The sequence below is a fragment of the Nonomuraea sp. NPDC049480 genome (assembly GCF_044465905.1).
In the GTDB taxonomy this organism is placed as follows: Bacteria; Actinomycetota; Actinomycetes; order Streptosporangiales; family Streptosporangiaceae; genus Nonomuraea.
This window is the reverse complement of sequence record NZ_JBITMD010000004.1, coordinates 499,275-525,492: the sequence shown is the minus strand read 5'-3', so window position 1 is coordinate 525,492 and position 26,218 is coordinate 499,275. Positions and strand designations below refer to the sequence as shown.

Genomic DNA, 26,218 nt, shown 5'->3' with positions numbered 1-26,218 from the left:
GCGCGTCATGGGCAGGTGCTCAGGACCCGTTCCAGACCGGCACGTCCTCGACGTCGCGGGCGCCGCGCAGCGCCGACCAGACCGGCACCGGTGACAGGGCGATGATCGCGCCGGCCAGCCAGAGCGTCGGCCGCTCCCCGATCGTCTCCCCGAGAACCCCGCCCAGCAGGGCGCCCAGCGGGAACAGGCCCATCATCAGGAAGCGCATGGTGGCGTTGACCCTGCCCAGCATGCGTTCGGGGCACAGGCGCTGGCGCAGGCTGACGTTGGTGACGGCGTACACGATCTGCCCCAGCTCGCCGGCGGCCGTGCCGAGCGCCAGGAGGACGATCGCCCAGCCGGGCTGGGCGAGGGGCGCGAGCATCGCGATCGGGCCGGTCACGGCCAGGGACAGCCAGATGATCCGTGCCGAGCCGGCGCGCCGGGCGAGGCGGGTGGTGAGGGCCGCGCCGGTCGCCGCGGCCACCGAGCCGGCGGTGAGGACGAGCCCGATGGCGGCGGGCGACAGGCCGAGCGTGCGGACCATGAAGACGAAGCTGACCGCCGAGGCGATCGCGAAGGAGAAGTTGCCGGCCGCGCTGCTGATCGCGGTGGCGCGCAGGAGCCTGGTCCGGGCCACGAACGCCAGGCCCTCCCCGATCGCGGCCCCGAGCCGGGCCGGCCGCGGGGACGGGGCCGGCTCGCGGGTCCGGATCGCCAGCAGGGACGCGGCGGAGACGGCGAACGTGACGGCCTGGACCAGGACGACGTTCGCGGCGCCCAGCAGGGTGACCGCCCAGCCTCCGGCCCCCGGCCCGGCCACCTGGCCGCAGGCGCGGACGGTCTCCATGGCCGAGTTGCCGGCGAGCAGGTCGCCCCGGCCGACGACCGACGGAAGGTAGCTCTGGTAGCCGACGTCGAAGAAGACCCTGGCGACGCCGGCCAGCAGTGACACGATCACCAGCTGCGCGATGGTGAGCCGGCCGAAGAGGGCGGCGAGGGGGATCGTGGCCAGGAGCACGGCGCGGGCCAGGTCACTGGCGACGAGGACGGGCCTGCGCCGCCACCGGTCGATCCACGCGCCGGCCGGCAGGCCGATCAGCGCGAAGGCGATCGTCCCCGCCGCCGTGACGAGCCCGAGCTGCAGCGGCGAGGCGCCGAGGGTGACGACGGCGAGCAGCGGGATCGCGACACCGCTGACCTGTGCGCCGAGCTGGCTGGTGGTCTGCCCGAGAAGGAGGAGCAGGAAGTCGCGCCGCCGGAACGGCGAGCCGCTGGACATGAGGAGTCTCCAGAGAGCCGGTGGGTGAGCCCCACCCGCAGCTCCGAAGGCGTCGCTAGGGGTGGGGGACGTTACCGGCCGCTCTGCTGTCCGTCAAGCGGGCGCGGGACGGCCTGACCACGTCAGCCGCTGCCCGATCCGGGGCGCGGGTCGTCAGAGGTCCGGAGATAGCCGTGGGCGACGATGTGAGAGGCGCGGCGGGCGTAGAGGCCGGGGTCGTCGGGCGCGACGGTGGACAGGCCGTCCACGTAGCGGTTGTACATGCAGAACGCGGCGGCGATCAGCACCGTGTCGTGGATCTCGGCGTCGGTGGCCCCGGCCTTCCTGGCCGCCGCGACGTCCTCGGGGGTGACGGCTGTGCCGCCCCGCTGTACGGCCGCCGCGATGCCGAGCAGGGCCCGCAGCTTGTCGGAGATGGGGGCGGTGCCGGGAGCCGAGCAGGCGTGGGCCACGACCGGTTCGCCTCCGGGGAGCTGGGCGGCGGCGAACGCCCCGTGCGACATCGCGCAGAAGCGGCACCCGTTGAGCGTGGAGACGTAGGAGGCGATGAGCTCGCGCTCGCCCCGCGACAGGGTGTTGTCGCCGCGCAGCAGGACCTCGGCCAGCTCGTTCAGCACCCTGCCCGTCTCGGGACGGTATTGCAGCAGCCCGACGATGCCCGGCGCGTCGTTGCCCAGCTCGATGTGCGGCATCGGTTTCCTCCCGAGGAGCGTGGGGTCGTGGATCACCTCCTCCTTACCTCACGGCGGGGTACGGCGGAAAGGCCCGAGCCGTGCAGCCTGCGCCGGTCGGCCGCACGTCATCAGGCGGCGTAGTTGCGGACGAGGCGGAGGGCGTCGGCGGCCTGCGGCCCCTCGGCGACGAGACCGGTCTGCTCGGGCGTGAGCCGCCGGGCGCCGACCCGGCAGAACTCCGAGGCCAGGCCGGTGATCTGGTTGGGGGCGTCCGGGTCGCCGAAGGTCCAGCGGCTTCCGTCCGGCGCGGTGAGGTCGCAGAACACCGGGGCGTCCGGGAGCCCGGCGACGGCGAGGGCGTAGGGCAGGGTGCGGTGGGCCAGCCAGGCCACGTGCCGCAGCCGGGCTGTGTCCGGGTACGGAATGCCCAGCGGGACGGTGATGTCCAGGGCATGGGCCCAGTGTTCGGCGATCCTGGTGGTGGCGAGCGTACGCGGGGACAGCGGGGTCCGTACCCAGGACAGGCGCGTGCCCGGCGGGTGGGCGCGCAGCGCGCCCGGAGTGGCGAAGGCGGCCTTGCGCCAGCGCGCCAGCAGGTCGGCCGGGGTCATCCCGCGCTCGGCGGCGACCATGTCCTCCGCCATGCCGTCCACGGTGGTCTCGCCGTCCGGCAGGAAGGCCCGCGCCTCCGTGATCGCGGGACCGGTGACCGCCTCTTCGGTCTGGGCGAGGTGCAGGACGACGTCGGAGACCGTCCATCCTTCCGCGGCGGAGGGCTGGGACCACTGATCGGGGGTCAGGGACTCCAGAACCGCGTCGAGCTGGTGATACTCCGCGGCCAGATCATCGAAGACGTCCGTCATCACCCCATTCTACAGAATTATGTTCGGTTCAGGCATGAGATGTTCCGGAGAAAGGGGACTCCAAGGGAGAACCCGGCCGTAGCGGACGAGCTCGCCGTAGTGGTCCGGGTCGACGGGGCCGAGCGCGAGGTCGAGGAGGGGGACGGCGGCCTGCGCGGGAGTGGCGGCACCGCTGACGTCCCACCACAGCGCGGAGGTCGGGGTGTTGATCATCCCGGGGCAGGTGGAGGCGAGGAGGATGCCGCGGCGGGCGTCCTCGGCCCGCCGCTGCCCGGCGAGGGCGCGTACCGCGGCGACCAGGGCGATCTTGGAGGGGATGTTGACGAAGCCGGGCCAGGCGCCGGCGCGGGCGCTGCCGTCCTTGACGGCGTCGCGCCACGCCGCCACCTGCTCGTCCACCTCGTCGAGCGACGTCAGGCCGGCGAAGCGGTCGTGCAGCACGGGCGCCAGGTAGTGCAGCGTGCCCAGCGTGCTGGCGACCACGACGAGCCGCCCGCCGTCGCGCAGCAACGGGGCGAAGGCCCGCATGAGCCGGGTGGTCCCGAAGTTGTTCACCTCGACATAGGACTCGATGATCGCGCGGGGGTCGTCGTCGGGCCCGATGCGCATGACGGCGTTGCCGAACACGACGTCGACGCCGCCGTGCCGCTCCCGTAGCCGGTCGGCGAGCTTGGCGGCGGCCTCGTGCTCGGCCACGTCGAGAACCTCGCCGAGCACCCGGGCGCCGGCGCCGGGCATGGCATCGACGGCGTGTGCCACGCGGCCGGCGTCGCGGCCGGTGAGGTAGACGGTGTCCGCCGGACCGAGCCGCCGCGCCAGTCCTTCGACCAGGGCCAGCCCCAGTCCCTGCGTCGCGCCGGTCACGAGGGCGACCTTGGGCGTGGTGGTCATGGGCAATCCTTCCCATCGGTACGGAGGAGCGGCGGCGTGCGCACGCCGCCCGGCTCAGGTTAGGAAGGCTCAGCCCATGCGACCAGCGAAAGTTCATCAAGCGTGGTATGCGTAACTGTCATGGCCCTCACCGACGCCTCCCTCACCGCGCTGCGGGTCTTCCGCGAAGTGGCCGAGCGCGGCACGCTCACCGCGGCGGCGACCGCCCTCGGCTACACGCAGTCCGCCGTCTCCCGGCAGATCGCCTCGCTCGAACGCGCCGCGGGCGCGCCTCTCCTGGAGCGCCGCCACGACGGCGTCCGCCTGACGGCCGCGGGACGCGTCGTGCTGCGCCGCGCGGCCGCCGTGGTCGATCAGGTCGACGCCGGGTCGCGCGAGCTGGCCGGCCTGCCCGGCGAACCGAGCACGGTCCGTCTCGGCTGGTTCGCCAGCGCGGGCGCCGTCGTACTGCCCCGAGCCCTGGCCGTCCTGCGGCAGACGCACCCCGCGATCACCGTCAACAGCCGGGAGGGCAGCACGGCGGCGCTGGTCCGCGCCCTGCGTGCCGGCACGCTGGACCTCGCGCTCCTGGCCTGGATCCCGCCGTACCGACCGCTCGACACCGAGGCGCCGCTATTGGAGCTGCAGCTCCTCAGCGAACGCAGCCTCCGCGTGGCCGTACCGGCCTCCCACACTCTCGCGCGCGGCGATTACATCGATGTCGCCGACCTGCACGGACAGCGCTGGATCGCCGGCCCGCCCGCCCCGGCCGGCGACAGCGTCACGTTGGTCGTCTGGCCAGGCCTGGACGAGCGCCCCGAGATCGCCCACGTGGCCCGCGACTGGCTGGCCAAACTCAACCTCGTCGCCGCCGGCTGCGGCCTGACCACCGTCCCCGTCGCGGTCGCCGCCGCCGTGCCGCCCGGCGTACGCGTCCTCCCGGTACGGGGCGGGCCGCGGGAGCAGCGGCGGCTCCTGCTGGCCAGGCTGCCCGGCCCGCTGCCGGAGCCGGCGGCCCGCCTCGCCCAGGCGCTCCGCACGGCGGCACTCGCCCCATAGCCGGAGAAGGACCGGGGCCCGCGGAGGCCGGCCGCCGATCGTCCCATATCCATATGTGCATGATTTGAGGAAGATTCGCGGCTCCGTACGTACCTCATCCCGCAAGCATCCGGTTTCGGGAGGTACGTATGCACCGCAGAGTCGCCCTGCTCTCCGCCGCCGCGCTCACCGTGGCGGGCGCCCTGGTCCCCGCGGGCGCAGCCCAGGCCAGTGCCTCGACCGGCCTCGACCACCCCAGGCCCGTCAGCTGGTCCGGCGCGGACTCCTGGCAGGAGCGCAAGACTGTGACGGGGTACTGGACGTCGCAGCGCATGCTGGCGGCGCAGCCTTTGTCAGCGCCCGCCCCGCGACGCGCCGGCCAGTCGAGTGGTCCCTCCGTGGGCGACCCGTGGGCGACCCGCAGCAGCGCGACCCGCCGAAGCTCGTGGTCGTTCGGCGGGGCGTCCATGAAGACCACGCAGGACACCCCGTATTCGGTGCGGCCCGTTTCGGCCACGGACTCGCAGCAGCAGCAGCGGTCCCTGGTGCCCAACAGCCCCGGCCTGCGGTGGACCGACGGCGGCGCGGTCGTGCGCACGGTCGGCAGGGTGTTCTTCACCACGGCGGACGGGCGCGCGTCCTCGTGCTCGGGGACGGCCGTGACCAGCGCCAACGAGAGCGTCGTGATGACCGCCGGGCACTGCGTGCGGCTGAACGGGGCCGCACACCGGAACTGGGTGTTCGTCCCCGGGTTCGACCGCGGCCGCCGCCCGTTCGGCACCTGGGTGGCCACCAGGCTGCTCACGACCCAGCAGTGGAACGCTCGAGAGGACATCAACTTCGACGTCGCCGCGGCCGTGGTGGCGCCTCTGCAGGGGCGGTCGCTGACCGACGTCGTGGGCGGCCAGGGGGTGGCGTTCAACCAGGCCAGGCGGCGGCAGATGTTCTCCTTCGGCTATCCGGCGGCGGAACCGTTCGACGGGTCGAGATTGATCTACTGCAGCGGGCGCGCGTTCGACGACACCGTCCAGACCAGGGATCTCGGGCTGCGCTGCAACATGACCGGCGGGTCGAGCGGCGGCCCGTGGTTCCAGGCCTTCGACGAGTCGACCGGGCAGGGCTGGCTGAACTCCGTCAACAGCTTCAAGTACAACTTCGCCCCCGACTTCATGTTCGGTCCCTTCTTCGGGAACGAGGCGATGGCCGTCTACCAGGCCGCGCAGAACACCAACGCGCTCTGAGCCGCTGCCCGGCGGCGGCCGCGCGTGCCCGGTCGAGGCCGCCGCCCACCGCAGGCGCGCACGCTCCGGGCAGGTGCCGAGCCGGCATGCCCCGCCCCGGCCATGCCCGCGGAGGAATGACTCACCGGGCGGCGGCGCGGCCGGCCTGGCGGCCGGAGAACAGGCAGCCCCCGAGGAACGTGCCCTCGAGCGCGTTGTAGCCGTGCACCCCTCCGCCGCCGAACCCGGCCACCTCCCCCGCCGCGAACAGCCCCTCGATCGGACGGCCTGCCAGGTCCAGGGCGCGCGAGTCCAGGTCGGTCTGGATGCCGCCGAGCGTCTTGCGGGTCAGGACGTGCAGCATGACGCCGACCAGCGGCCCGGCGGCCGGGTCGAGGATCCGGTGCGGCGTGGCGACGCGGCCCAGCCGGTCGCCGACGTAGCGGCGGGCGTTGCGGATGCCCTGGATCTGGGCGTCCTTGCTGTAGGGATTGGCCAGCTGGAGGTCGCGCGCCACGACCTGGCGGCGGATGAGCGCGGGGTCTAGCAGCGGCTCCGGGGTCAGCTTGTTCATCCCGGCCACCAGCTCCTCCAGCGTCGGGGCGACGACGAAGTCGGCGCCGTGCCGCTTGAAGGCCTCCACCGGGCCGGGCGCGCCCTTGCCGACCAGGCGCTCGCGGAAGAAGGCCCGGCGGTCCTTCGCCGTGATGTCGGGGTTCTGCTCAGAGCCCGACAGCGCGAACTCCTTTTCGATGATCTTCTGGGTGAGCACGAACCAGGAGTGGTCGTGCCCGGTGCCGCGCAGGTGCCGCAGCGTGGCCGTCGTGTCGTAGCCCGGCAGGCAGGGGTCGGGCAGCCGCCGGCCGAGCGCGTCGAACCACAGGGAGGAGGGCCCGGGCAGGATCCGGATGCCGTGTCCGGGCCAGATCGGGTCCCAGTTGCGCACGCCCTCGGTGTAGTGCCACATGCGGTCGCGGTTGACCAGCCGCGCCCCGGCCCCGGCGCCGATCTCCAGCATGCGTCCGTCGACGTGGGCGGGCACGCCGGTGAGCATGCTCTCCGGCGCGGGGCCCAGCCGCTCCGGCCAGTAGCGGCGCACCAGGTCGTGGTTGCCGCCGATCCCGCCGCTCGTGATGATCACCGCCGGGGCGGTGAGCTCGAAGTCGCCGACCCGGTCGCGGTTGGACGTGACACCGCGCGGCGAGCCGTCCTCGGCCAGCAACGTGCCGCGCACCCCCTGGACGGCGCCACCGGACACGATCAGCTCGTCCACCTGGTGGCGGTGGTGGAAGGCGACCAGCCCCTCGGCGGCGGCCCCCCGGACGCGGGCCACGAACGGCTCGAGCACGCCGGGGCCGGTGCCCCAGGCGACGTGGAAACGCGGCACGGAGTTGCCGTGCCCGTCGGCGCGCAGGCCGCCGCGCTCCGCCCAGCCGACGGTGGGCAGCAGCTTGACGCCGAGGCGGTCCAGCCAGGCACGCTTCTCCCCCGCGGCGAACTCGACGTACGCCCGCGCCCAGCGCACGGCCCAGGAGTCCTCGTCGTCGAGCCGGTCGAACTGGGCACTGCCCTGCCAGTCGCTCCAGGCCAGTTCGACGGAGTCGCGCACGCCCAGCCGCCGCTGCTCCGGCGTGTTCACCAGGAACAGGCCGCCGAAGGACCAGTGCGCCTGACCGCCGAGGTTGGCGGCGCTCTCCTGGTCGACCAGGGCGACCTTCTTGCCCTTGGCGACGAGCTCACAGGTCGCCACCAGCCCGGCCAGGCCGGCTCCGACGACGATGACGTCAGCGTTCATACAGCGGTGATCCCGTCCGTCAGTGCTTCGCGATGAACGGGAGACTACCGCGCGACGCACATGGACTCGTGGACAGGCGTGTGATGGGTGGCGTGCCGGGTAGCGGGGCCCGGGAGGGGGTGACGCGACGTGTACGACCAGGTCGCGATCGTCACCGGGGCCGACTCGGGCATCGGCAAAGCCACCGCCGTGGCCCTGGCGGAGCAGGGGTTCGACGTCGGCATCACGTACCACAGTGACCGCGACGGCGCGGAGGAGACGGCCGGGCTGGTCCGCGGACTCGGCAAGGCCCCGGCGGTGCGCCGGCACGACCTGACCGATCCTGAACGGGCCGCGGCCGTCGTGGACGAGCTGGCCGAGGAGCTGGGCGGGATAGGCGTGCTGGTCAACAACGCCGGTACCGGCACCGCCGAGCCGCTGCTGGAGATGGGCTACGAACGGTGGCGATCGGTGCTGGCGGTGGATCTCGACGGCGCGTTCCTGTGCGCCCAGCGAGCCGCCAGGCGCATGGTCGCGGTCGGCCGGGGCGGCCGCATCGTCAACGTGACCAGCGTGCACGAGGAGTATCCGCGGGTGGGAGCGGGGCCGTACTGCGCGGCCAAGGGCGGGCTGCGCATGCTCAGCCGCGTCCTGGCGCTGGAGCTGGCCGAGCACGGCATCACCGTGAACACCGTGGCGCCCGGCGAGATCGCCACCCCGATGACCGGCCAGGAGGACGTGCCGCCGCAGACCGGCAGCCGGCCGGGCTATCCCATCCCCCGGCCGGGCGACGCCCGGGAGGTCGCCGCGGTCGTGGCCTTCCTCGCCGGTCCCACCGCCTCGTACGTCACGGGCGCGACGGTGTTCGTCGACGGCGCCCTGGGGCTGATGGGGCCGCAGGCCGCGGGGGCGCTCGGCTCGGGCGAGTGGCGCAGCGGCTGACGCCCCCGGTCAGTCCTGCAAGGCCGCCCGGAGCTTGGCGAGCACGGCGCGGAGGATGCGGGAGACGTGCATCTGCGAGATGCCGAACTCGGCGGCGATCTCGGACTGGGTCATGTTGCCGTAGAAACGCATGAGGAGGATTTTCCGCTCCCGGTCCGGGAGCGCGTCGATGAGCGGCTTGATCGCGTACCTGCCCAGCATGTCGTCCAGCGAGTCGTCCTGCGCGGGCAGGAAATCGCCCAGGTCGGCCGCGTCCTCCTCGCCGCCGACCGGCGCGTCCAGCGACAGCGTGTTGTACGCGGACGACGCGTCGAGCGTGAGCAGCACGTCCTCCTGCGAGATGCCCATCCTCTCGGCCAGCTCCGCGACGGTCGGCGAGTGGCCGAGGGTCTGCGTGAGCTCGGCGGTGATCTTGTTGAGCTCCAGCCGGCGCTCCTGGTACACGCGCGGCACCCTGATGGCCCAGGTCCGGTCGCGGAAGTGCCGCTTGACCTCACCCACCATCGTGATCATCGCGTAGCCGCGGAACTCGTGACCGAGGTCCGGGTCGAATCCGTTGATGGCCTTCATCAGGCCGACGTACGCCGCCTGGCGCAGGTCCTCCATGGGTTCGCCACGGTAGTAGTAGCGGCGGGTGATCTCGTTCACCAGGCCGGCGTACATGTCCACCAGGCGCTCGCGGATGCGGACCCGCTGCAGCTCGCTCGTCTCCGGCCGGTTCATCTCGGCCAGGAGCTGCTCGGCGGTCATTTCCTCGAGTGCGATCTCCAGGACTGCCATCTCATACTCCGAGAGTAAGTCTCAGGCGCCCCTGCACATGGAAAAGTCCAGGCAGAGGCACACCACGTTTTCGCGTGAGTCGAAGCCCTCTGCTGGACTTCGGAGTCGGTAATTCCCCATCAACCCCGACTTACCACCATATTATGTCACAAAAAGATCACGTCCGCACGTCCGCACGCGACCGGGCACGATCGGCAAACCGGGGGCCCGATAGCGCGGATTCGCCGTACGGCGGCGCCTCGGCGCGAACCACCGGGCCGGTTTCCTCGATTTCCGCTTCGCGGGGTGGACGGCCCTCCCTCGTCGGCGGAGAGTGGCTGGTGGACTCTCACCTCACAGCCGGCGCGGGCCCACCGGTCTCCCGCGCCCCTGACACCGAGGAGGAAGTATGCCCGCGACCCACCACGCCGAGCATGTCGGGAGCCTTCTGCGGCCGCCCGAGCTGCTGCAGGCCAGGGAGGCGCACGACCGGGGCGAGCTTACCGGCGAGCAGCTGGCGAAGCTGGAGGACGACGCGGCGCTGGCCGCGATCGAGCTTCAGCGCGAGGCCGGGATCGAGGTCTTCACCGACGGCGAGATGCGGCGGGCCACGTGGATGGCCGGGCTGCTGGAGTCGCTGGGCGGTGTGGTGCCCGTGGAGCCGCCCACGTCGGCGTGGTTCCGGGACGACGGCACGATGCCGGCGCCCGAGGAGACCGCGTTCCGGATGGTGGCGGCCAAGGACAAGATCACTCAGAAGGCGCACCTCACCGCGGTCGAGGCCGACTTCATGTCCCGCCACGCGCCCGGCCAGTTCAAGATCACGATGATGAGCTCCTCGATGGGCAACCTCCTGTGGCGGCCGGACATCAGCCGGCCCGCCTACCCCACGCCCGCCGACATGATGCGCGACCTGGTCGCGTTACGGATCAAGGAGATCGAGGGCCTGCTGGACCGCGGGGTGAACTGGATCCAGCTCGACTCGCTCAGCTACAACTTCGTCATCGACCCGGACTTCCGCGCCCGCATGTTCGGGCCCGCCGGGCCGAGCCCGGAGGACGTGCTCAACGCGACGGTGGCGATCGACACCGAGCTGGTGCGCGCGACCAAGGCCATGAACCCCGAGGTCACGGTCGGGATGCATATCTGCAGGGGCAACAACCGCAGCGCGTGGATGTCCAAGGGCGGCTATGAGCCGGTCGCCGAGCGGCTGTTCGGGGAGGTCCCGGTGGACCGGTTCCTGCTCGAGTACGACACCGACCGGGCGGGCGGGTTCGAGCCGCTGCGCTTCGTCCCCGAGGGCACCACCGTCGTCCTGGGGCTGATCTCGTCGAAGACCCCGACGCTGGAGTCCCAGGACGACCTGCGCCGCCGGATCGACGAGGCGGCGGCGTACGTGCCGCTGGAGAACCTCGCGATCAGCCCGCAGTGCGGCTTCGCCTCCACGGCCAGGGGGAACCTGCTCACCGTCGACGAGGAGCGGCGCAAGCTGGAGCTGGTCGTGGACACCGCCCAGAAAGTCTGGGGCTGAGACCAGGAGCGGACGGAGCCGGCTGAGGTCCGTGCCGGGATTCTCGCTCCCCGGGCTCAGTGCGAACTCGTCTCCCGGGACGGGCCGGCAGGACGTGCGCGCCAGAGGTCGTGCTGGGTGAACAGGTCGATCAGCATGCGGACGGGCAGGTTGGCCTCGGTCGGGTAGCGGAAGCTCTGATCGAGGTTGAGGCTGTAGCGGTTGCGCCGCCCCACCCGCTCGCGTGTCAGGTAGCCCGCCTCGTGCAGGTCCGACACGATGCCCTGGACGGCGCGCTCGGTGATGCCGATGCTGGCGGCGATGTCGCGCAGCCGCGCCTCGGGATCACGGGCGATCTCCAGCAGGACCCTGGCATGGTGAGTGAGAAAGGTCCAGGAGGAGGAAGGACGATCGTCATAGGTGGTCATCGGATCTCACGCTTCTGGCCTCAGGCAAGGCCTCAGCCCTCCCATCGAGACATGAGGCTCTTTCCCGAAGAATCCTATAGCGAAGTCTTCTTCTGGCATCTGCCTCGCGGATGAATGTTCCTGCGTCACTGGGGCGGGATACGGGCCGGCGCGGATGTTTTGGTGCCCGAAGCCGGGTATGACCTTGTCCGGAATCGTGCGGACATCGACGTCGGACGACATCGTCAGGGCCGAAGGGAGATCCACATGGAACGAACGGGTATCGACAGCCGGCGAACCGGTGCGGGCACCGGGCATGTCTCCTGCACCCCTGCTCCAGCCGCCCAGCTCTTCGAGATCGCCGTGCTCGACTCCACCGGCGAGGAGGGGCAGGGGCGCTGGCACACGATCGGCTGGGGCGTCGATCGGGTGCACGCCGACAGCATCGCCGAGTCGTTCGTCACCCGTTCCACGCACCCGTACGACGTGGCCCGGATCCGGCACAACGGCCACCTGGTCGGCGAGCACCGTCGCCCGGCCGAGTAAGGAGACACGCCTGCTCAGCCCCCCGGCCTTTCGAACGGCGGCACCTGCATGAGCCGCATCAGCCGGCGCATCTGGCGCGGGGTGTTCCGTATGCGGGCACCGCCCTTCCCGGCGAACGCGGCCAGCGCCCGGATCCCCGTGACGTCGGTGAAGGAGACCCGCCCGATGTCGACGACGAGGTCGCGGTCGATCCTCCGGGCCTGCTCCAGCGTGCCCAGCAGCTCGGTGCTGTTGGTGCTGTCGATCTCGCCGGTGACCCGGATCAGCGAGGGGCCCGGCCGCACGGTGCAGGTGACGCGTACGAGGTGGTCGGCGTACAGCAGTTGCTCGATGGCGACCGCGGGGTCGCCAACGCCTGTCGCCTCCGTCTGCCCTTGCGCCTTCCCGCCCCGCCGGCCCTTAGGACGCCGCGAACCGAAAGCGACGTGCGCCCGGATGGGGTGCGGAGCATCCGACATCACAGCCTCCCTGCCCACAACGGAAGGACCGGGTCTAGGTCCGGTAAGTTCAAGGTAACTTAAGATGAAGAATACCGGAATAACTTTTCTGTAGAAAGTCTTCCTTTGTGCAGCCGGTCCTGCACGAGCAGTTCAGCCGGGCGGCTGTTGCGGCTCGTCGTACTCGATCGCGTAGTCGTGCTGCGAACGGTCCTTCAGTGCGAACGCCGCCACCACGCTGATCACCGCGCATATCGCCATGTAGACGGCGATGGCGAACGAGCTCTGGTACGTGGCGTACAGCCAGACGGCGATCAACGGCGCGGGACCGCCCGCCGTGACCGAGGCCAGCTGGTACCCCAGCGAGGCCCCGCTGTAGCGCAGCCGCCCGGTGAAGCTCTCGGCGATGAACGTGGCCTGCGGGCCGTACTGGATGTCGTGGATCGGCGCGGCCAGCACGATGGCCAGCAGGACCAGCGACGGGACGCGGGTGTCCAGCAGGGGCCAGTAGACGAAGGACCAGACGACCATCGCGGCGGCGCCCACGATGTACAGGCGTCTGCGGCCCACGATGTCGGAGATGTAGCCCCAGAACGGCACGGTGAAGAGCGAGACGACGCCCGCGATGATGACGTACGTGTAGACCTGGCTGGCCTCGAACCCCAGCGTCTTGGTGGCGTACGTCAGGATGAAGACGGTGAAGACGTAGAAAGGCGCCTGCTGGCCGGTGCGCAGCAGCGCGCTCAGCACGATCTCGCGCCAGTTCCTGACGATGACCTCGCGCACGGGGACGCGCTCGACCTTGTTCTCCAGGAGCACCTTGGTGAAGACCGGCGTCTCCAGGATGCCGAGCCTGATGTAGAGGCCGACCGCGGCCATCACGATGCTGAGCAGGAACGGGATGCGCCAGCCCCAGTAGGGGTCGACCGGCTGGAACACCTGCAGCGCCAGGTAGCCCAGCACCAGGCCGACGGGGACGCCGAACTGCGGCCAGCTGCCGAGGAAGCCGCGCCGTCCGCCACGCGACTTGCCCCACTCGGTGGCGAGCAGGACGGAACCGCCCCATTCGCCGCCGACGCTGATGCCCTGGAGCAGGCGCAGCAGGGTGAGCAGGATGCCGCCCCAGATGCCGATCTGTTCGTACGTCGGCACCAGGCCCACCAGGGCCGTGGCGATGCCCATGGTCAGGAGCGTGATGATCAGGGTGGCCTTGCGGCCGATGCGGTCACCGTAGTGGCCGAAGATCGCCGCGCCGATCGGGCGGGCGGCGAAGCCGCCGAAATACGTGCCGAGGGCCAGCAGGAGGCCCGTGGTCGGCTCGCTCGTCGGGAAGAACAGCTCCGCGAAGATGGTGCTGGCGGCGAAGCCGTAGAGGAAGAAGTCGTACCATTCGATCGAGGTGCCCACGGCCGAGGCGATCACCGCCCGGACCAGCTGCCGTCTCTTCTGCTGACCTGTGGCGTCGAGCGCCTGCTCCTCAACCATCTACCGCTCCTCCGGCAGGTCCCGCTTTCCCGTGACGCTACATGAAGGAGTGGTGACGGTCACCTGACAGATTTCGCGCGAAATGGAATGTCCGTCCGGCCGGTCCCGTCGCGGCTTCCGCGTGGGCTGGGTTCAGGGTGATGTCCAGGGGTAGCTCCGGGACAACGAGGGGTGCCGAGAGGAGGGCGAAGCGATGCGTCCCATCGCCTCTGCCGTGATCGCCGTGGCCCTGGCGGCCGCCGCCGGGTGCGCGAACGTGGGAATCGACACCGCGCAGGACGCGCCGCAGAACGAAGGCGCCAACGCCGATGTCGGAGGCGTCCTGCACATTCGCAACGCCTTCCTGCTGGGCGGCACGGACCCGGCCTCGCCCGCTCCGCAGCAGGTCCTGTACGCGGTGCTGATCAACGACGGCCGCCAGCCGGCGCGGCTCGAGCGGATCACCGTCGACGGGGGTGGGTCGGTGCAGCTCCCCGGCCCCATCACCGTGCCACCCAACCAGCCCGTCGGCGCCGGCGAGAAGCCCATCGCCACGGTCACCGGGGTACGGGCACGGGGCACCACCGTGCCGATGACCTTCGCCTTCAGCGGCGCCGAGCCCGTACGCCTGAACGTGCCGATCAAGGAGCGAACGGGCCAGTTCTCGCACCTCACCCCTTCGCCGGCGGGATCGCCCTCCCCCACGGGCCCGGGCACCGCGCCCCCGAGCCCGACGCCCGCCACCACGCCGCCGTCCCCGTCCCCGGCCACCACGCCTACGGGCACCGCGTCACCGAGCCCGTCGCCGACGTCGTAGCCCCGTCCTCACCTGGCCGGCCCGACACCACCGGCTCGTGCCGCTTCCCGCGCCGGGTGGTCAGGGGGCGGTGTCCGTCCAGCCTCGGAGCACATCGACCATGTTCGACTCGGCGGCCACGATCCGGTAGGGCTTGGTGAAGTCGATCGGGGCCGTCTTCAGCGGCGCGCTCCGGCCGAGGGCGGCGGAGATCCGGGCGCCGGAGATCACGGGCTTGGCCGCCGGCGTCGCCTGGTCGGTCACCGACGGCAGGCCGGTCTTGCCGTCTTTCGCCGCCCACCGGGTGGTCCACGCGCCCTTCGCGCCGGTGATCGACAGGATCGCCGTCTTGCCTCCCTGCTCGACGGAGACGGCCCAGTGGCGGCGGCTGTTCCCCTCCGAGGGCACTGCCGCGGGGATGGCGCCGGCGGTGGTGAAGTCGATGGTCACCCCTTCCTTGCCGGCCTTCGTGGCGGCGGCGAGGAGGTCGGCGTACGGCGGCGCCGCCCCCACGGCCGCCTGGTTCTTGACGTCTCCGCGTGCGTCCTTGATGGCCGCGGTCTGGAAGACCGGGTTCGACGCGGGCGCGGGGATGGAGCACTTCAGGTCCGCGCGGGTGGTCATGTCCGGCTTGACCTGGGCCTTCGTCGCGCACGTGGCGTCGCCCATCGCGGTCTGGACGCGGTAACCGCCCTGGGGCAGCGAGAAGCGGAACCCGCGCCGGTCCACGCTCCGGCCGGCCACCCGCCGGCCCTTGTCGGTGTAGACCTCGACGAGGCCTGGCTGGTAGCCGTCCGCGGCGGACAGTCCGGGAGAGGGGCCGCCGAGGTGGATGATGCCGCCGACGAGCAGGCCCGGGGGCGGGGATGGTTCTGATGATTTCGCGGGCGTCCGGGGGGCCTTGGTCGTGTCCGGAGCCGTGGATTTCTCGGGGGCGGCCGAGGGTTCCGGGGGCGTGGGCGTGTCGCGGACCTTGCTGTCCTTGGTGTGAGTCATGGGGTCCAGTGAGGGTTCCGTCGTGGGGGACGGCGTCGGTTCGCCGATGCGGGCCTGGAACGTCGAGGAGGGGGCCGCGTCGTTCCGCATCAAGGTCCAGGACGCCGCCGCGGTGGCGATCACCACGGCGGCGAGCCCGCCTCCCACGGCCACCGCCCGAAGCCGGCCCGGCCCTCCCCCGCGGCCCGGCCCTCCCCCGCGGCGGGCCCCTTCCGCACGGCTCGGCCTTCCGGCACGATCCTGGCCCGGCCCGCCGACCGGAACCCCGCCCGGTCCGATGCCCGGCTCGCCTTCAGGCGCCCTGCCCCGCTCAGCGGCCCTGGCTTGGGGAGGCGTGATCCTGGCGCCGGCGCCGGACGCTGCACCTCGTGAGGTGGACGCCGCTCCTCCGCCCGCGGGCGAAGCCCCGCCCCCGGAGCCGCCGGCCGCCGCCGCTGCCTGCCCGTCCGCCAAGGGACGCCCCTCATCCGGGTCCCCCGCGAGGGCCCGGGCCGCCGTGGCGAACGCGGCGGCGGTCGGCCAGCGGGAAGCCGGGTCCTTGGCCAGGGCACGCATGACGACCTCGCCGACCGCCCGCGGCACGTCGCCGGGCAGCGGCGGAGGCATCTCGTGCAGGTGTTTGAGCGCGATCGCCACCGCGTTCTCGCCGTCGAAGGGCGTCCGCCCCGCCAGGCACTCGTACGCGACCGCCCCCAGCGCGTACACGTCCATCGCCGGGCTGGCCGCGGCACCCTCGGCCTGTTCGGGTGCGCAGTAGGTGGCGGTGCCGAGCACGATGCCCGAGGCGGTCAACCCCAGTCCCTCGGCGGTCCTGGCGATGCCGAAGTCGGTCAGCACGACAGTCCCGTCGGGCCGGATCATGAGGTTGCCGGGTTTGACGTCCCGGTGCACGACCCCGGCCTCGTGCGCGGCCTGGAGCGCGTCGGCGGCCTGCGCGACCAGGTCCATCGTCGGACCGGAGGCGACCCGTCCCCGGCGGGACAGCAGCAGGTGGAGCGGCTCCCCGTCGAGGTACTGCATCACCAGGTACGGTGTGCGCCTGCCGGGCATCTCCGCGATCCCGTAGTCGAACACGGCCACCACGCCGGGATGGTCCACGGTGGCCATCGACCGGGCCTCGGCGTGGAAGCGGGCCGCGAACTCGGGATCGGTGTCCAGCCCCGCCCGTACCGTCTTGACCGCGACCACCCGGTCGAGCAGCGTGTCCCGGGCGCGCCACACCTCGCCGTGCCCGCCGCTGCCGAGCCGTGACAACAGGCGATACCGGCCCGCCAGCGCCGTATCCGGACCGATCATGTTCGTGTGGCCGCCCTTCACTCCGATGTAGAGAGCCCGTTCAATGAAGACGTCCGCGGGAGGCCACCGGTTCGATGATCCGCGACTTTTCGTCCGGCGCCCCAGGTCGGAAGGGCGTCGGGCGTCCGCTCCGCGAGGGACATCACAACACGGCCGAAGAACCTGTGATCGGCCCTAGGCACCGAACCAAGCGCTTGCTACGCTCCGCCCATGGTGTCCACGGTGATCTGGGGTACCGGCAACGTCGGCCGGGCGGCCATCCGGGCCGTCGAGGCCCATCCGGCGCTGAAACTGACGGCCGTCCTGGTCCACGACCAGGGCAAGGCCGGACGCGACGCCGGTGACCTGAGCGGGCTCGGCCACGAGGTGGGCATAGCGGCGACCACCGACGTCGACGCCGTCCTGGCCGGCTCTCCCCGGGCGGTCGTGTACGCCGCCTCCGGCGACATCCGCCCCGACGACGCGCTGGCCGACGTCCTGCGGGCGATCCGCGCCGGCGCCGTGGTCGTCACCCCTTCCCTCTACGCTCTCTACGACCAGCGCAACGCCCCGCCCGAGCTCCGCGAGCGGGTGCTGGCCGCGATCGGCGAGGGCGGCGGCTCACTGTTCGTCTCAGGGGTGGACCCCGGCTGGGGCAACGACGTCCTGCCGCTGCTGATCAGCGGCCTCGGCACCACCGTCGACGCCATCCGCTGCCAGGAGATCTTCGACTACTCCACGTACGACCAGCCCGATTCGGTCCGCTACCTCGTCGGCATGGGACAGCCGATGGACTACGAGCCGCCGATGATCGCGCCGACGGTTCCCGCCATGGTGTGGGGCGGCCAGGTACGGCTGATGGCCAGGGCCCTCGGCGTCGAGCTCGACGAGATCCGCGAGAGCGTGGAGCGCCGCCCGCTCGACGCCACGGTGACCACGGCGTCGATGGGCGCGTTCGAGGCCGGCACGCAGGGCGCGGTGCGCTTCGAGGTGCAGGGCGTAGTCGCCGGCGAACCGCGCATCGTCGTCGAGCACGTCACCCGCATCCACCCGTCCTGCGCGCCCGACTGGCCGTCACCCCTCCAAGGCGACGGGGCGCACCGGGTGATCATCGAGGGCCGTCCGCGCATCGAGGTCACCGTCGAGGCGACGGACGAGGGCGGCAACCGCTCCGCGGGCGGGAACGCCACCGCGGCGGGCCGGCTGGTGAACGCCATCGACTGGCTCGTGGAGGCGGAGCCAGGACTGTACGACGCGCTCGACGTACCGCTGCGCCCGGCGACCGGCAGATTCGCAGGAGGGAACCGCCCGTGATCATCGACATCCCCGAAGGCAAGGACCCCATCGCGTACGTGTGGGGCGAACTGGTCCCCGGCATCGGGACCGCCGCGTCGGGGTTCTCCCTGGCGGTGTACGCCCACACGACGCTGGGCCTGCGCGAGTTCGAGGCCGCGCGGCTGCGGATCGCGCAGCTCAACGGGTGCGTGTTCTGCCTCGGCTGGCGTACCGAGCGAGACGGGCGGAAGGTCGAGGACGGCTTCGCCGACGCGGTGGCCGAGTGGCGCACCACGGACGCCTTCGACGAGCGCACCCGCCTGGCCGCCGAGTACGCCGAGCGGTACGCCCTGGACCACCACGGTCTCGACGAGGAGTTCTGGGCGCGGATGACCACGCACTACAACCAGGCCGAGATCGTGGAGCTGAGCATGAGCATCGGCTCCTGGTGGGCGTTCGGCCGGCTCAACCGCGTACTGGGCCTGGACACGGCCTGCGTGCTGCCCGCCGGCCGGTCCCCCGCCGGCGAACGTCGATGAGAGCGAGGAACCCATGAGTGACACCATCTCTCGGCGTGGCTTCATCGCCGGAGCCGGCTCCGTCCTGGGCGTCGCGGCCCTCGGCGCCCATGCCGCCCCGGCGCACGCCGCCGCCCCGATCGCGAACGGGGCGCACGTCCCGGCCCTGGTGATCGGCACCGGGTACGGCGGCGCCGTGGCCGCGTTGCGCCTGGCCCAGGCGGGTGTGGACGTCCACATGGTCGAGATGGGCATGGCCTGGGACACCCCCGGCTCCGACGGCAAGATCTTCTGCAACACGCGGGAGCCGGACTACCGGTCGTACTGGCTGCGCACCCGGACGAAGGCACCGCTCAACTACTTCCTCGGCTTCCCGATCGACCGGAACATCCCGCGCCACACCGGCGTCCTGGACGCCGAGGAGTTCGCCGGGATCACGGTCTACCAGGGCCGCGGCGTCGGCGGCGGGTCGCTGGTCAACGGCGGCATGGCGGTCACGCCCAAGCGCGAGAACTTCGGCTTCGTGCTCCCGTCGGTGAACGCCGACGAGATGTACAACGTCTACTACCCGCGCGCCAACGCCGGGCTCGGCGTCGCCTCCATCGACCCGGCCTGGTTCGAGACCACCGCCGCCTACCAGTACGCACGGGTCGGCCGCAAGCACGCCCAGCGCTCCGGCTTCCCGTTCGTGTTCGTGCCGGACGTGTACGACTGGGACTACATGAAGAAAGAGGAGGCCGGCACCGTCCCCAAGTCCGCGTTGGCCGGGGAGATCCTCTACGGCAACAACCACGGCAAGAAGTCGCTGCAGCAGACCTACCTCGCCCGCGCCAGGGCCACCGGCAGGGTCGCCGTCTCGCCGCTGCACAAGGTCACCTCCGTCGCCCCGGCGGGCGGCGGCCGGTACGCGGTGGTCATCGAGCAGATCGACACCACCGGAAACGTCACGGCGACCAAGACCGTGACCGCGGACCGGGTGTTCTTCGCCGCGGGCAGCGTCGGCACCAGCAAGCTGCTGGTCAGGCTGAGGGCCACCGGCGCGCTGCCGAACCTGAACGGCGAGGTCGGCAAGGGCTGGGGCGACAACGGCAACGTCATGGTCGGCCGCGCCAACCACATGTGGGACCCGACCGGCAGCCTCCAGTCGTCCATCCCGTGCTGCGGCATCGACAACTGGGCGGCCGGGGGCGCGTTCGCCGAGGTCGCGCCGCTGCCGACCGGGATCGAGACGTACGCGTCGTTCTACCTGTCGATCACCAAGAACCCGAACCGCGCCCAGTTCACCTGGAACGCGGCGGCGGGCAAGGTGGAGCTGAACTGGCAGACCGCCTGGAAGCAGCCGTCCATCGACATGGCCAAGACGATCTTCGACCCGATCAACGCCAAGGAGGGGACGATCTACCGTACCGACCTCTTCGGCGTCTACAAGGTCTGGGGCGACCACCTGACATACCACCCGCTCGGCGGCGCGGTCCTGAACAGGGCCACCGACAATTACGGCCGCCTGACCGGCCACCCCGGCCTGTACGTCATCGACGGGTCGCTGATCCCCGGCAACACCACCGTCAACCCGTTCGTCACGATCACGGCGCTGGCCGAGCGCAACATCGAGAAAATCATTGCAACCGACCTGTGAGGGCTGGCACATCCCGGGTCGGGCGTTCACGATGCAGGGGCCAGATCAACCATCACAGGAAGGTCGAAGCCCATGCGTTTACGTGCCTGGCCGGCGTTGGTGATCATGATCGCCGCCGGCCTGTTCACGGCTCAGCCCGCGGCGGCGGCCCAGGCGGCGGTGGAGTTCTACGCCGACTCGGGGGATTCCTGCCGGCGCGGGGTCACGGAGGGGACCCTGGACTGGGTGGAGGGGCCGGTCGTCCGGCCGACCGTCAAGGTCGAGGGCTACCTGGCCGATGAGGCCCTTCCCTCGACCTGCCAGAGGAGGGACGGAATGTACTCCACCGCCACCTTCACCGCCTACAACGGCACCAAGATCGTCGAGTTCGAGACGTACAAGGCGGACGACGAGCTGGTCAAGTTCTCTTTCGCGCTGTCCGATCCGACGGGGGTCACCGCCATTGACCGCGTGGTCGTGGGGGTGTGCCGCTTCAGCACCTCCCCGATCGGAATCAGCTATTGCGGCCCGCCCGTGGAGTACAAGACGCCTTGAGCGGACATTCGTCCGCTGATCGATCGCAGGAATCGTCGTCGTAACGTCCCCCGCCCGCTGAACCCTCGTATCCGCGGCTGGGGCGGGCACCGCCGTGCCCGTCCCGGCCGCCCGCTGTGCGGACACCAGGCCATCACGGTCTAGAGTCGGATCGGCGGGATCCGAGCAGGGAGGCGTTCCATGGCACGTGCTGACACCGGCCCCGATTTCATCGAGGCGCTGGCCCGCGGCCTCGATGTGATCAGGGTGTTCCGGCCGGGCCGGCCCGTCATGTCCCTGACCGAGGTGGCGACCGCGGCCGGCCTGGCCCGGCCGACGGCCCGCCGCATCCTGCTCACCCTCCAGGAGCTGGGCTACGCCAGGAGCGAGCCGGGTGGCTACGCGCTCACGCCCCGGGTGCTGGAGCTGGGGGTGTCGTACGTGCGGTCGATGGGATTGTGGGAGGTGGCCCGGCCGCACATGGAGCGGCTGGTGGCGCAGACGCACGAGTCGTCGTCCATCGCCCAGCTCGACGGCTCCGACATCGTGTACGTCGCCCGCGTGGCCGTCCCCAAGATCGTCACTCTGTCGGTGCAGATCGGGACCCGGTTCCCGGCCCTGCAGACGTCCCTGGGAAAGGTGCTGCTGGCCGCGCTGCCACCGGACGAGGTGGACCGGGTGCTGGCGGAGCCGAGCCGGTCCGGCGTGCGGCCGCGCTGGCGGCCGGACGTGGCCGAGCGCGACGCGGCGCTGCGCGAGGTCCGCGCGAAGGGGTGGGCGCTGACGGACGAGGAGCTCGCCCTGGGCATCCGCAGCGTGGCCGCGCCGCTGCGGGACGGGCTCGGCAACGTGATCGCCGCCGTCAACGTCAACGCGCACGCGGCGGAGACCTCGGTGGACCGGCTGGCCGAGGAGCACCTGCCGCTGCTGCTGAAGACCGCGAGCGCCATCAGCGCCGACTGGGCGATCTACGAAACGGTCCCTCACGTCACGATGACGTCCTGACCCGCCGCCGCGCCTCCCCGCATGCGTTGACCGGGGCCGAGCGCCGGACACGGCGCCGTCAGACCGGGTGGGGTGTCATGACGAGACGGCCGGAGGCGGTGCCGGTGGATTGGCGGTGCCAGGCCGACGCGATCTCGTCGAGAGGCACCACCTCCCGGGCGACGCCGAGCCGTCCGAGCGTGGCCAGTTCCGCGATCCGCCCGATGGCCGTGGCACGCTGTTCCCCGGTCAGCTCGTTGTTGGTGTAGCCGAGCACCCGGAGCGACCGGCTGCGCAGGGTCGCGGAGTCCAGCGGGCACGTCTCGCCCGCCGCGCTCCCCAGGTTGACCAGCCGTCCGGACGGCCGCAGGGTGCGGGCGGCCGCGGCGGCCGGGGCGCGCCCGCGACCCGGGCCAGTTGCACGGCGGCCTGCCCGACCACACCTCCGGCGCCCAGCACCAGCACCTGCTCGCCGGCCGCCAGCTCGCCGCGCCAGGTCAGCGCCATGTGGGCGGCGACGGCGGACATCCCCAGCGCGGCGACGGCCACCGGGTCGGCCCCGGTGGGCAGCTCCACGAGGTCGCGGGCGGGCACGCAGGCCAGCTCCGCCATGCCCCCCCGCCCACCTCCCCACGCCGCTCACCCGGGGCCATCCCGGCGGCCGTGGGGAACCACACGAGAGTGCCGTCGCCGACCGTCCCGACGCCCTGGACGCCCGGCACGTACGGGGTGGCCGGCGTGCCGAAGTACGAGGTGCCGCCGGCGCACAGCAGGTCGAGAGGGGTGATGGGCGCGGCGAGCACCCGTACCAGAAGCTCGCCCGCCCTCGGTTCGGGCGCCGGCCGGTCGGCCACCACGGGCGGCCGGCCGCAGGTCTCGATCAGCGCGGCCCGCATCAGGTGGCGATGTCCGGGTACGGCAGGCTGTGGTGGGACAGCCGCCGGGCGTACTCCAGCTGGAACCCGAGCGGCTCGGCGTGGTCGCGCTCGAACATCGCGATGAAGAGCGTGAGCGTCAGGAACGGATGCGCGCCCAGCTCGAACAGCTTCGGGTAGTCGTGTGTGGCGAGCGCCTCCCGCTCGGTGTCGTCGAAGCGCAGCCAGGTGGACGACTCGCCGCTGTGGCAGCCGAGGATGCGGTTGGCGTACTCGGCCTCCCAGCGATCGACGGTGGCGCGGGGCTCCTCGCGGTAGCGTTCGACCAGCTCGGGGTCGCGGTCGACAGTGAACAGGAACTTGTTCAGCAGATATTTGCTCATGGGCGGCCGCCTCCGTTCGGGTACCAGGTGAAGTACGCCTCCATGGTGTGGAACAGGTCGTACGTGTCGGCGTAGTCGACCTTCCTGCCCTCGCCCGCGACGCCCATCATCAGCATGAAGTCCATGAAGCCGTGCGTGGCGTTGCCGGGGTTCCACAGGCTGTCCAGGGTGACCTCGGACAGGCAGCCCTCGAGGTCCCCGGTGGAGATCCATTCGACGGCCTTGCGGTCGAACTCCGGGTCGGGGCCGTGCGGCCCGAACTGGCGCGGCCCGCCGAGCTCGAGCGACAGGTGGCCGGTGCCGATGACCGCGACCCGCTGGTCGCCCGGCCAGGACTCCACCAGCTCGCGGATGGCCTTGCCGAGCTGGACGAACCGTTTCGGCTGCGGCAGCGGCGGGGCGAAGATGTTGGTGTAGACGGGGACGATGGGCAGGTCGTTCTGCGGGCGCAGGGTGATGATCGGGCACGTGATGGAGTGGTCGATCCGGAGCTCGTTGGAGAAGGCCAGGTCGAAGCCCAGGTCCAGGCCGCCGCGCAGGAGGTGGGCCGACAGGTCCTCCTGGCCTTTGAAGAGCATCCTGGGCAGGCCGAACTCGCGTTCCTCGTTGTGGAAGTTCGCGTCGTAGAAGGGCGCCTTGCCGACCAGGAACTGCGGCATGTTGTCCAGCCAGAGCTGGTGGAAGTGGTCGGAGCCGACCATGACCAGCACGTCGGGCCTGGCCTTGGCCAGGGTCTCGCGGAACGCCTCGACCTTGCGCACCCACTCGTCGGCGAACGGCGGCCGGTCCTCGCCGGTGCTGGTGGAGGCGCGGTAGTAGAAGGGGTGGTGGGTGGACGCGATGACCGCGACGAGTTCAGCCATCAAGACCTCCGTCGGTATATGGCTCGGGCGCGATGGACCGGTTGTTGAGGTCCACCGACAGGAAGATGTCGTTGGCCACGGGACGGCGCAGCTCCTCGGCCAGCTGGCCGATCAGACCGGCGGTCCTCGCCAGCAGCGCGAACGCGCGCAGCAGCTCCAGCGGCAGGCCGAGGTCGGCGAGCGCCGCCCCGCACACTCCGGCCCCGTTGAGCGGCAGCGTCCGGCCCAGCACCTGCGGGTGGACGCGGCCGACGGCGGCGAACAACGACAGGTGGGGCCCGTACAGGCCTTCCTCGGCGGCGATCCGGAACAGCCGCGCCGTGCGCGGGTCGCCGTCCTTGTGCACGTGGTGGCCGAGGCCGGGGATGAGCTTGCGCTGCTCGCGACAGGCACGCACGGTCTCCAGCGCGAGGGCGTCCCAGCCGGCGTCGTCCTGGGGAAGCGGGTGCTCGCGCAGGACGTCGTTGAGGAAGCGGCCGCAGTCCTCGGTGACGCCGAGGAAGCGCGAGCCGCCGCCGAGCAGCCCGGCCGCGAGCGCGCCCTGCACCGAGTCCGGGGCCGAAAGGTACGTCAGCCGCGTCACGATCGCGGTCGGGGTGAACCCGTGGTCGGCGAGGGCCGCCAGGACCGCCTCGAACACGCGGATCTCGCCCGCGGCCGGGCGGCGCTGCGTGGCCAGCCAGAACGCCAGCTCCCCGAAGCCCACGTGGCCCATGACGTCCTCGGCCAGGTCCTGCCCGAGCAACGTGATCGTCTTCAGTGACGACGCCCCGAGCGCCGTCGGATACTCCCGCTCCGTGCCGGACCCGGGCACAGGGGAGCCCGTGCCGGACCCGGGCACAGGGGAGCCCGTGCCGGACCCGGGCACAGGGGAGCCCGTGCCGGCCCCGGGCACAGGGGAGCCCGTGCCGGCCCCGGGCTCATGGGATTCCGTCATGCCCGGTCTCCTTCCGCGTCGCCGTCCCCGGTGGGTCCGGTGGGCGGGCCGGGTGGCCCGGCGAGCCACTTGCGGAGCTCGGCGCCGTGCTCGTCGAGCTCCGGTGGCGGCAGCGTATAGCCGACCGGCGTCTCTGAGAACCGGATGGGGTGCCGCGTCGTCGGCACCGCCCGTTCCCCCTCGCCCACCTCGACGACGGGATCCAGCCCGAACCGCTCGGCCATGGCGAACCCGCCGTCGATCGTGTTGATCGGCCCGCTCGGCACCCCGGCCTCCACCAGCAGCTCGAACCACTCGACGGCCCCCCGCGCGGCCAGCCGCTCGACCAGGATCGGCCGCAGTTCGTCGCGGCGCGCCGTGCGGTCGGCGTTGCGGGCGAAGCGCGGGTCGTCGGCGATCTCGGGGATGCCGAGCACCTCGCACAGTTTCCTGAACTGCCCGTCGTTGGCGGCGGTGACGATCAGGTCGTTGTCGGCGGTCGGCAGCGGCTCGTACGGGAACACGCTCGGATGCGCGTTCCCCATCCGGTACGGCACCACCCCGCCCGCCACGTACGCGGAACTGTGGTTGACGAGCCCCGTCAGCGCCGACGACAGCAGGTTGACCTCGACCTGCTGTCCCTGCCCGGTGGCGTCGCGGTGACGCAGGGCGGCGAGGATGCCGATGACGGCGTGGTTGCCGGCCATCACGTCGAACACCGAGATCCCGGCCCGGTACGCCGGCCCGTCCGGATCGCCGGTGAGGCTCATCAGCCCGGACATCGCCTGCACCATCAGGTCGTAGCCCGGCACCCGCGCCCCGGCCCCGGACCCGAACCCGCTGATGGAGGCGTACACGACGCCCGGGTTGGCGGCGTGGACCGAGGCGTAGTCCAGGCCGTACTTGGTCAGCCCGCCGGGCCTGAAGTTCTCGATCAGCACGTCAGCGCGCCGGGCCAGTTCCCTGGCCGCCTCCGCGTCGCCCGCGTCCCGCAGGTCGAGCGCGATCGACCGTTTCCCCCGGTTGACCCCGAGATAGTACGTGGACACCTCGCCCCGCACCGGCGGCATCCAGCCGCGTGTGTCGTCCCCTTGGGGGCCCTCGACCTTGACCACGTCGGCGCCCAGGTCCGCCAGCAGCATCGTGGCGTAGGGCCCGGCCAGGATCCGGGAGAAGTCGGCCACCAGCACGCCGGACAGCGGCCCGCACCCCGCCGGCCCGTTCCCTACGGCGTCGTCTGTCATCAGGGTTCCTCACATACCAGATGCGTTCGCGCAACGGACAGTTGTCCGTAATCGTGATCCTGGCATATCCGTGCAGGAGAACCAAGGCTTGACACCGCTGCGGGCGCTCGTAGAGTTACGGCGAACAGCATGACCGTGTAGCGGACAATCGTTCGGAAGATCCGCTGCCCCCGCGCGGT

27 protein-coding genes are annotated in these 26,218 nt (G+C 71.7%); 11 read left to right on the top strand and 16 right to left on the bottom strand.

The annotated features are described in order from the left end of the window. Positions 1–19 precede the first annotated feature (19 nt). The 4 genes from ACIBX3_RS15595 to ACIBX3_RS15580 all read right to left on the bottom strand — a co-directional run bounded on the left by ACIBX3_RS15595 (position 20) and on the right by ACIBX3_RS15580 (position 3,689). Entirely contained in the window at positions 20–1,261 is a 1,242-nt protein-coding gene (locus ACIBX3_RS15595) for an MFS transporter (RefSeq protein ID WP_397117242.1), read from the bottom strand. A 122-nt stretch (positions 1,262–1,383) separates the two neighbouring features. Continuing rightward, entirely contained in the window at positions 1,384–1,989 is a 606-nt protein-coding gene (locus tag ACIBX3_RS15590; protein ID WP_397117240.1) for a carboxymuconolactone decarboxylase family protein, read from the bottom strand. A gap of 74 nt (positions 1,990–2,063) precedes the next feature. Beyond that, positions 2,064–2,798 (bottom strand): maleylpyruvate isomerase family mycothiol-dependent enzyme, encoded by a 735-nt coding sequence (locus ACIBX3_RS15585; protein WP_397117238.1) that lies wholly within the window; start codon positions 2,796–2,798, stop codon positions 2,064–2,066. Positions 2,799–2,807: 9 nt separating this feature from the next. Beyond that, positions 2,808–3,689, bottom strand: coding sequence for an SDR family NAD(P)-dependent oxidoreductase (locus ACIBX3_RS15580; protein ID WP_397117236.1), 882 nt, complete (start codon positions 3,687–3,689; stop codon positions 2,808–2,810). Positions 3,690–3,809: 120 nt separating this feature from the next. On the opposite strand from ACIBX3_RS15580, the gene ACIBX3_RS15575 reads away from it, so the two are divergent. Further along, positions 3,810–4,727 carry a LysR family transcriptional regulator gene (locus ACIBX3_RS15575; RefSeq protein ID WP_397117234.1) on the top strand — a complete coding sequence of 306 codons (918 nt, stop codon included), beginning with the start codon at positions 3,810–3,812 and terminating at the stop codon, positions 4,725–4,727. A gap of 128 nt (positions 4,728–4,855) precedes the next feature. Next, positions 4,856–5,947: a trypsin-like serine peptidase gene (locus ACIBX3_RS15570; protein ID WP_397117232.1), complete on the top strand. Its 1,092-nt coding sequence runs from the start codon at positions 4,856–4,858 to the stop codon at positions 5,945–5,947. 121 nt (positions 5,948–6,068) lie between these two features. On the opposite strand, the gene ACIBX3_RS15565 is transcribed toward ACIBX3_RS15570, so the two are convergent. Then, positions 6,069–7,721 (bottom strand): FAD-binding dehydrogenase, encoded by a 1,653-nt coding sequence (locus tag ACIBX3_RS15565; protein WP_397117230.1) that lies wholly within the window; start codon positions 7,719–7,721, stop codon positions 6,069–6,071. A gap of 129 nt (positions 7,722–7,850) precedes the next feature. On the opposite strand from ACIBX3_RS15565, the gene ACIBX3_RS15560 reads away from it, so the two are divergent. After that, complete coding sequence (locus ACIBX3_RS15560; protein ID WP_397117228.1) at positions 7,851–8,642, top strand: SDR family oxidoreductase; 792 nt, start codon at positions 7,851–7,853, stop codon at positions 8,640–8,642. Positions 8,643–8,651: 9 nt separating this feature from the next. Here ACIBX3_RS15560 and ACIBX3_RS15555 read toward each other — a convergent pair whose 3' ends face one another. Continuing rightward, positions 8,652–9,422: a SigB/SigF/SigG family RNA polymerase sigma factor gene (locus tag ACIBX3_RS15555; RefSeq protein WP_397117226.1), complete on the bottom strand. Its 771-nt coding sequence runs from the start codon at positions 9,420–9,422 to the stop codon at positions 8,652–8,654. A 388-nt stretch (positions 9,423–9,810) separates the two neighbouring features. Between ACIBX3_RS15555 and ACIBX3_RS15550 the strand changes: the two genes are divergently transcribed. Next, positions 9,811–10,932: a 5-methyltetrahydropteroyltriglutamate--homocysteine S-methyltransferase gene (locus ACIBX3_RS15550; RefSeq protein ID WP_397117224.1), complete on the top strand. Its 1,122-nt coding sequence runs from the start codon at positions 9,811–9,813 to the stop codon at positions 10,930–10,932. A gap of 56 nt (positions 10,933–10,988) precedes the next feature. On the opposite strand, the gene ACIBX3_RS15545 is transcribed toward ACIBX3_RS15550, so the two are convergent. Continuing rightward, a complete protein-coding gene (locus ACIBX3_RS15545; protein WP_397117222.1) occupies positions 10,989–11,339 on the bottom strand; it encodes a helix-turn-helix transcriptional regulator in 351 nt (116 codons plus the stop codon). 246 nt (positions 11,340–11,585) lie between these two features. Here ACIBX3_RS15545 and ACIBX3_RS15540 point away from each other — a divergent pair, with 246 nt between their 5' ends. Then, positions 11,586–11,864 carry a hypothetical protein gene (locus tag ACIBX3_RS15540; RefSeq protein WP_397117220.1) on the top strand — a complete coding sequence of 93 codons (279 nt, stop codon included), beginning with the start codon at positions 11,586–11,588 and terminating at the stop codon, positions 11,862–11,864. A gap of 14 nt (positions 11,865–11,878) precedes the next feature. Here ACIBX3_RS15540 and ACIBX3_RS15535 read toward each other — a convergent pair whose 3' ends face one another. Together ACIBX3_RS15535 and ACIBX3_RS15530 are read right to left on the bottom strand one after the other, a co-directional pair. Beyond that, positions 11,879–12,322, bottom strand: coding sequence for an STAS domain-containing protein (locus ACIBX3_RS15535; RefSeq protein ID WP_397117218.1), 444 nt, complete (start codon positions 12,320–12,322; stop codon positions 11,879–11,881). 132 nt (positions 12,323–12,454) lie between these two features. Beyond that, positions 12,455–13,786 carry an MFS transporter gene (locus tag ACIBX3_RS15530; protein ID WP_397117216.1) on the bottom strand — a complete coding sequence of 444 codons (1,332 nt, stop codon included), beginning with the start codon at positions 13,784–13,786 and terminating at the stop codon, positions 12,455–12,457. Positions 13,787–13,979: 193 nt separating this feature from the next. Between ACIBX3_RS15530 and ACIBX3_RS15525 the strand changes: the two genes are divergently transcribed. Further along, complete coding sequence (locus tag ACIBX3_RS15525; RefSeq protein ID WP_397117214.1) at positions 13,980–14,582, top strand: hypothetical protein; 603 nt, start codon at positions 13,980–13,982, stop codon at positions 14,580–14,582. 60 nt (positions 14,583–14,642) lie between these two features. Here the strand turns inward: ACIBX3_RS15525 and ACIBX3_RS15520 are convergent, their stop codons facing one another. After that, positions 14,643–16,853 (bottom strand): protein kinase, encoded by a 2,211-nt coding sequence (locus ACIBX3_RS15520; protein ID WP_397117212.1) that lies wholly within the window; start codon positions 16,851–16,853, stop codon positions 14,643–14,645. Between the two features lie 210 nt (positions 16,854–17,063). On the opposite strand from ACIBX3_RS15520, the gene ACIBX3_RS15515 reads away from it, so the two are divergent. The 5 genes from ACIBX3_RS15515 (at position 17,064) to ACIBX3_RS15495 (ending at position 21,779) form a co-directional block, all read left to right on the top strand. After that, positions 17,064–18,146, top strand: coding sequence for a dihydrodipicolinate reductase (locus ACIBX3_RS15515; protein WP_397117210.1), 1,083 nt, complete (start codon positions 17,064–17,066; stop codon positions 18,144–18,146). Further along, positions 18,143–18,646, top strand: coding sequence for a carboxymuconolactone decarboxylase family protein (locus ACIBX3_RS15510; protein ID WP_397117208.1), 504 nt, complete (start codon positions 18,143–18,145; stop codon positions 18,644–18,646). The genes ACIBX3_RS15515 and ACIBX3_RS15510 overlap by 4 nt, the downstream gene beginning before the upstream one ends. Before the next feature lie 13 nt (positions 18,647–18,659). Continuing rightward, entirely contained in the window at positions 18,660–20,261 is a 1,602-nt protein-coding gene (locus tag ACIBX3_RS15505) for a GMC oxidoreductase (RefSeq protein WP_397117206.1), read from the top strand. 72 nt (positions 20,262–20,333) lie between these two features. Further along, positions 20,334–20,795: a hypothetical protein gene (locus ACIBX3_RS15500; protein WP_397117204.1), complete on the top strand. Its 462-nt coding sequence runs from the start codon at positions 20,334–20,336 to the stop codon at positions 20,793–20,795. A gap of 180 nt (positions 20,796–20,975) precedes the next feature. After that, positions 20,976–21,779: an IclR family transcriptional regulator C-terminal domain-containing protein gene (locus ACIBX3_RS15495; protein WP_397117202.1), complete on the top strand. Its 804-nt coding sequence runs from the start codon at positions 20,976–20,978 to the stop codon at positions 21,777–21,779. A gap of 58 nt (positions 21,780–21,837) precedes the next feature. Here the strand turns inward: ACIBX3_RS15495 and ACIBX3_RS15490 are convergent, their stop codons facing one another. The 6 genes from ACIBX3_RS15490 to ACIBX3_RS15465 all read right to left on the bottom strand — a co-directional run bounded on the left by ACIBX3_RS15490 (position 21,838) and on the right by ACIBX3_RS15465 (position 26,039). Beyond that, complete coding sequence (locus ACIBX3_RS15490; RefSeq protein WP_397117200.1) at positions 21,838–22,035, bottom strand: hypothetical protein; 198 nt, start codon at positions 22,033–22,035, stop codon at positions 21,838–21,840. After that, the gene (locus ACIBX3_RS15485; protein WP_397117198.1) at positions 22,008–22,370 is read right to left on the bottom strand and encodes a hypothetical protein; all 363 of its coding nucleotides are present in this window, start codon (positions 22,368–22,370) and stop codon (positions 22,008–22,010) included. The genes ACIBX3_RS15490 and ACIBX3_RS15485 overlap by 28 nt, the downstream gene beginning before the upstream one ends. A 283-nt stretch (positions 22,371–22,653) precedes the next feature. Then, positions 22,654–23,016 carry a hypothetical protein gene (locus ACIBX3_RS15480; protein ID WP_397117196.1) on the bottom strand — a complete coding sequence of 121 codons (363 nt, stop codon included), beginning with the start codon at positions 23,014–23,016 and terminating at the stop codon, positions 22,654–22,656. Continuing rightward, complete coding sequence (locus tag ACIBX3_RS15475) at positions 23,013–23,879, bottom strand: extradiol ring-cleavage dioxygenase (RefSeq protein ID WP_397117194.1); 867 nt, start codon at positions 23,877–23,879, stop codon at positions 23,013–23,015. Before ACIBX3_RS15475 ends, ACIBX3_RS15480 begins: the two co-directional genes overlap by 4 nt. Beyond that, positions 23,872–24,816 (bottom strand): citryl-CoA lyase, encoded by a 945-nt coding sequence (locus ACIBX3_RS15470; RefSeq protein WP_397117192.1) that lies wholly within the window; start codon positions 24,814–24,816, stop codon positions 23,872–23,874. Before ACIBX3_RS15470 ends, ACIBX3_RS15475 begins: the two co-directional genes overlap by 8 nt. Then, a complete protein-coding gene (locus ACIBX3_RS15465; RefSeq protein ID WP_397117190.1) occupies positions 24,813–26,039 on the bottom strand; it encodes a CaiB/BaiF CoA transferase family protein in 1,227 nt (408 codons plus the stop codon). The genes ACIBX3_RS15470 and ACIBX3_RS15465 overlap by 4 nt, the downstream gene beginning before the upstream one ends. Between the last annotated feature and the right edge of the window lie 179 nt (positions 26,040–26,218).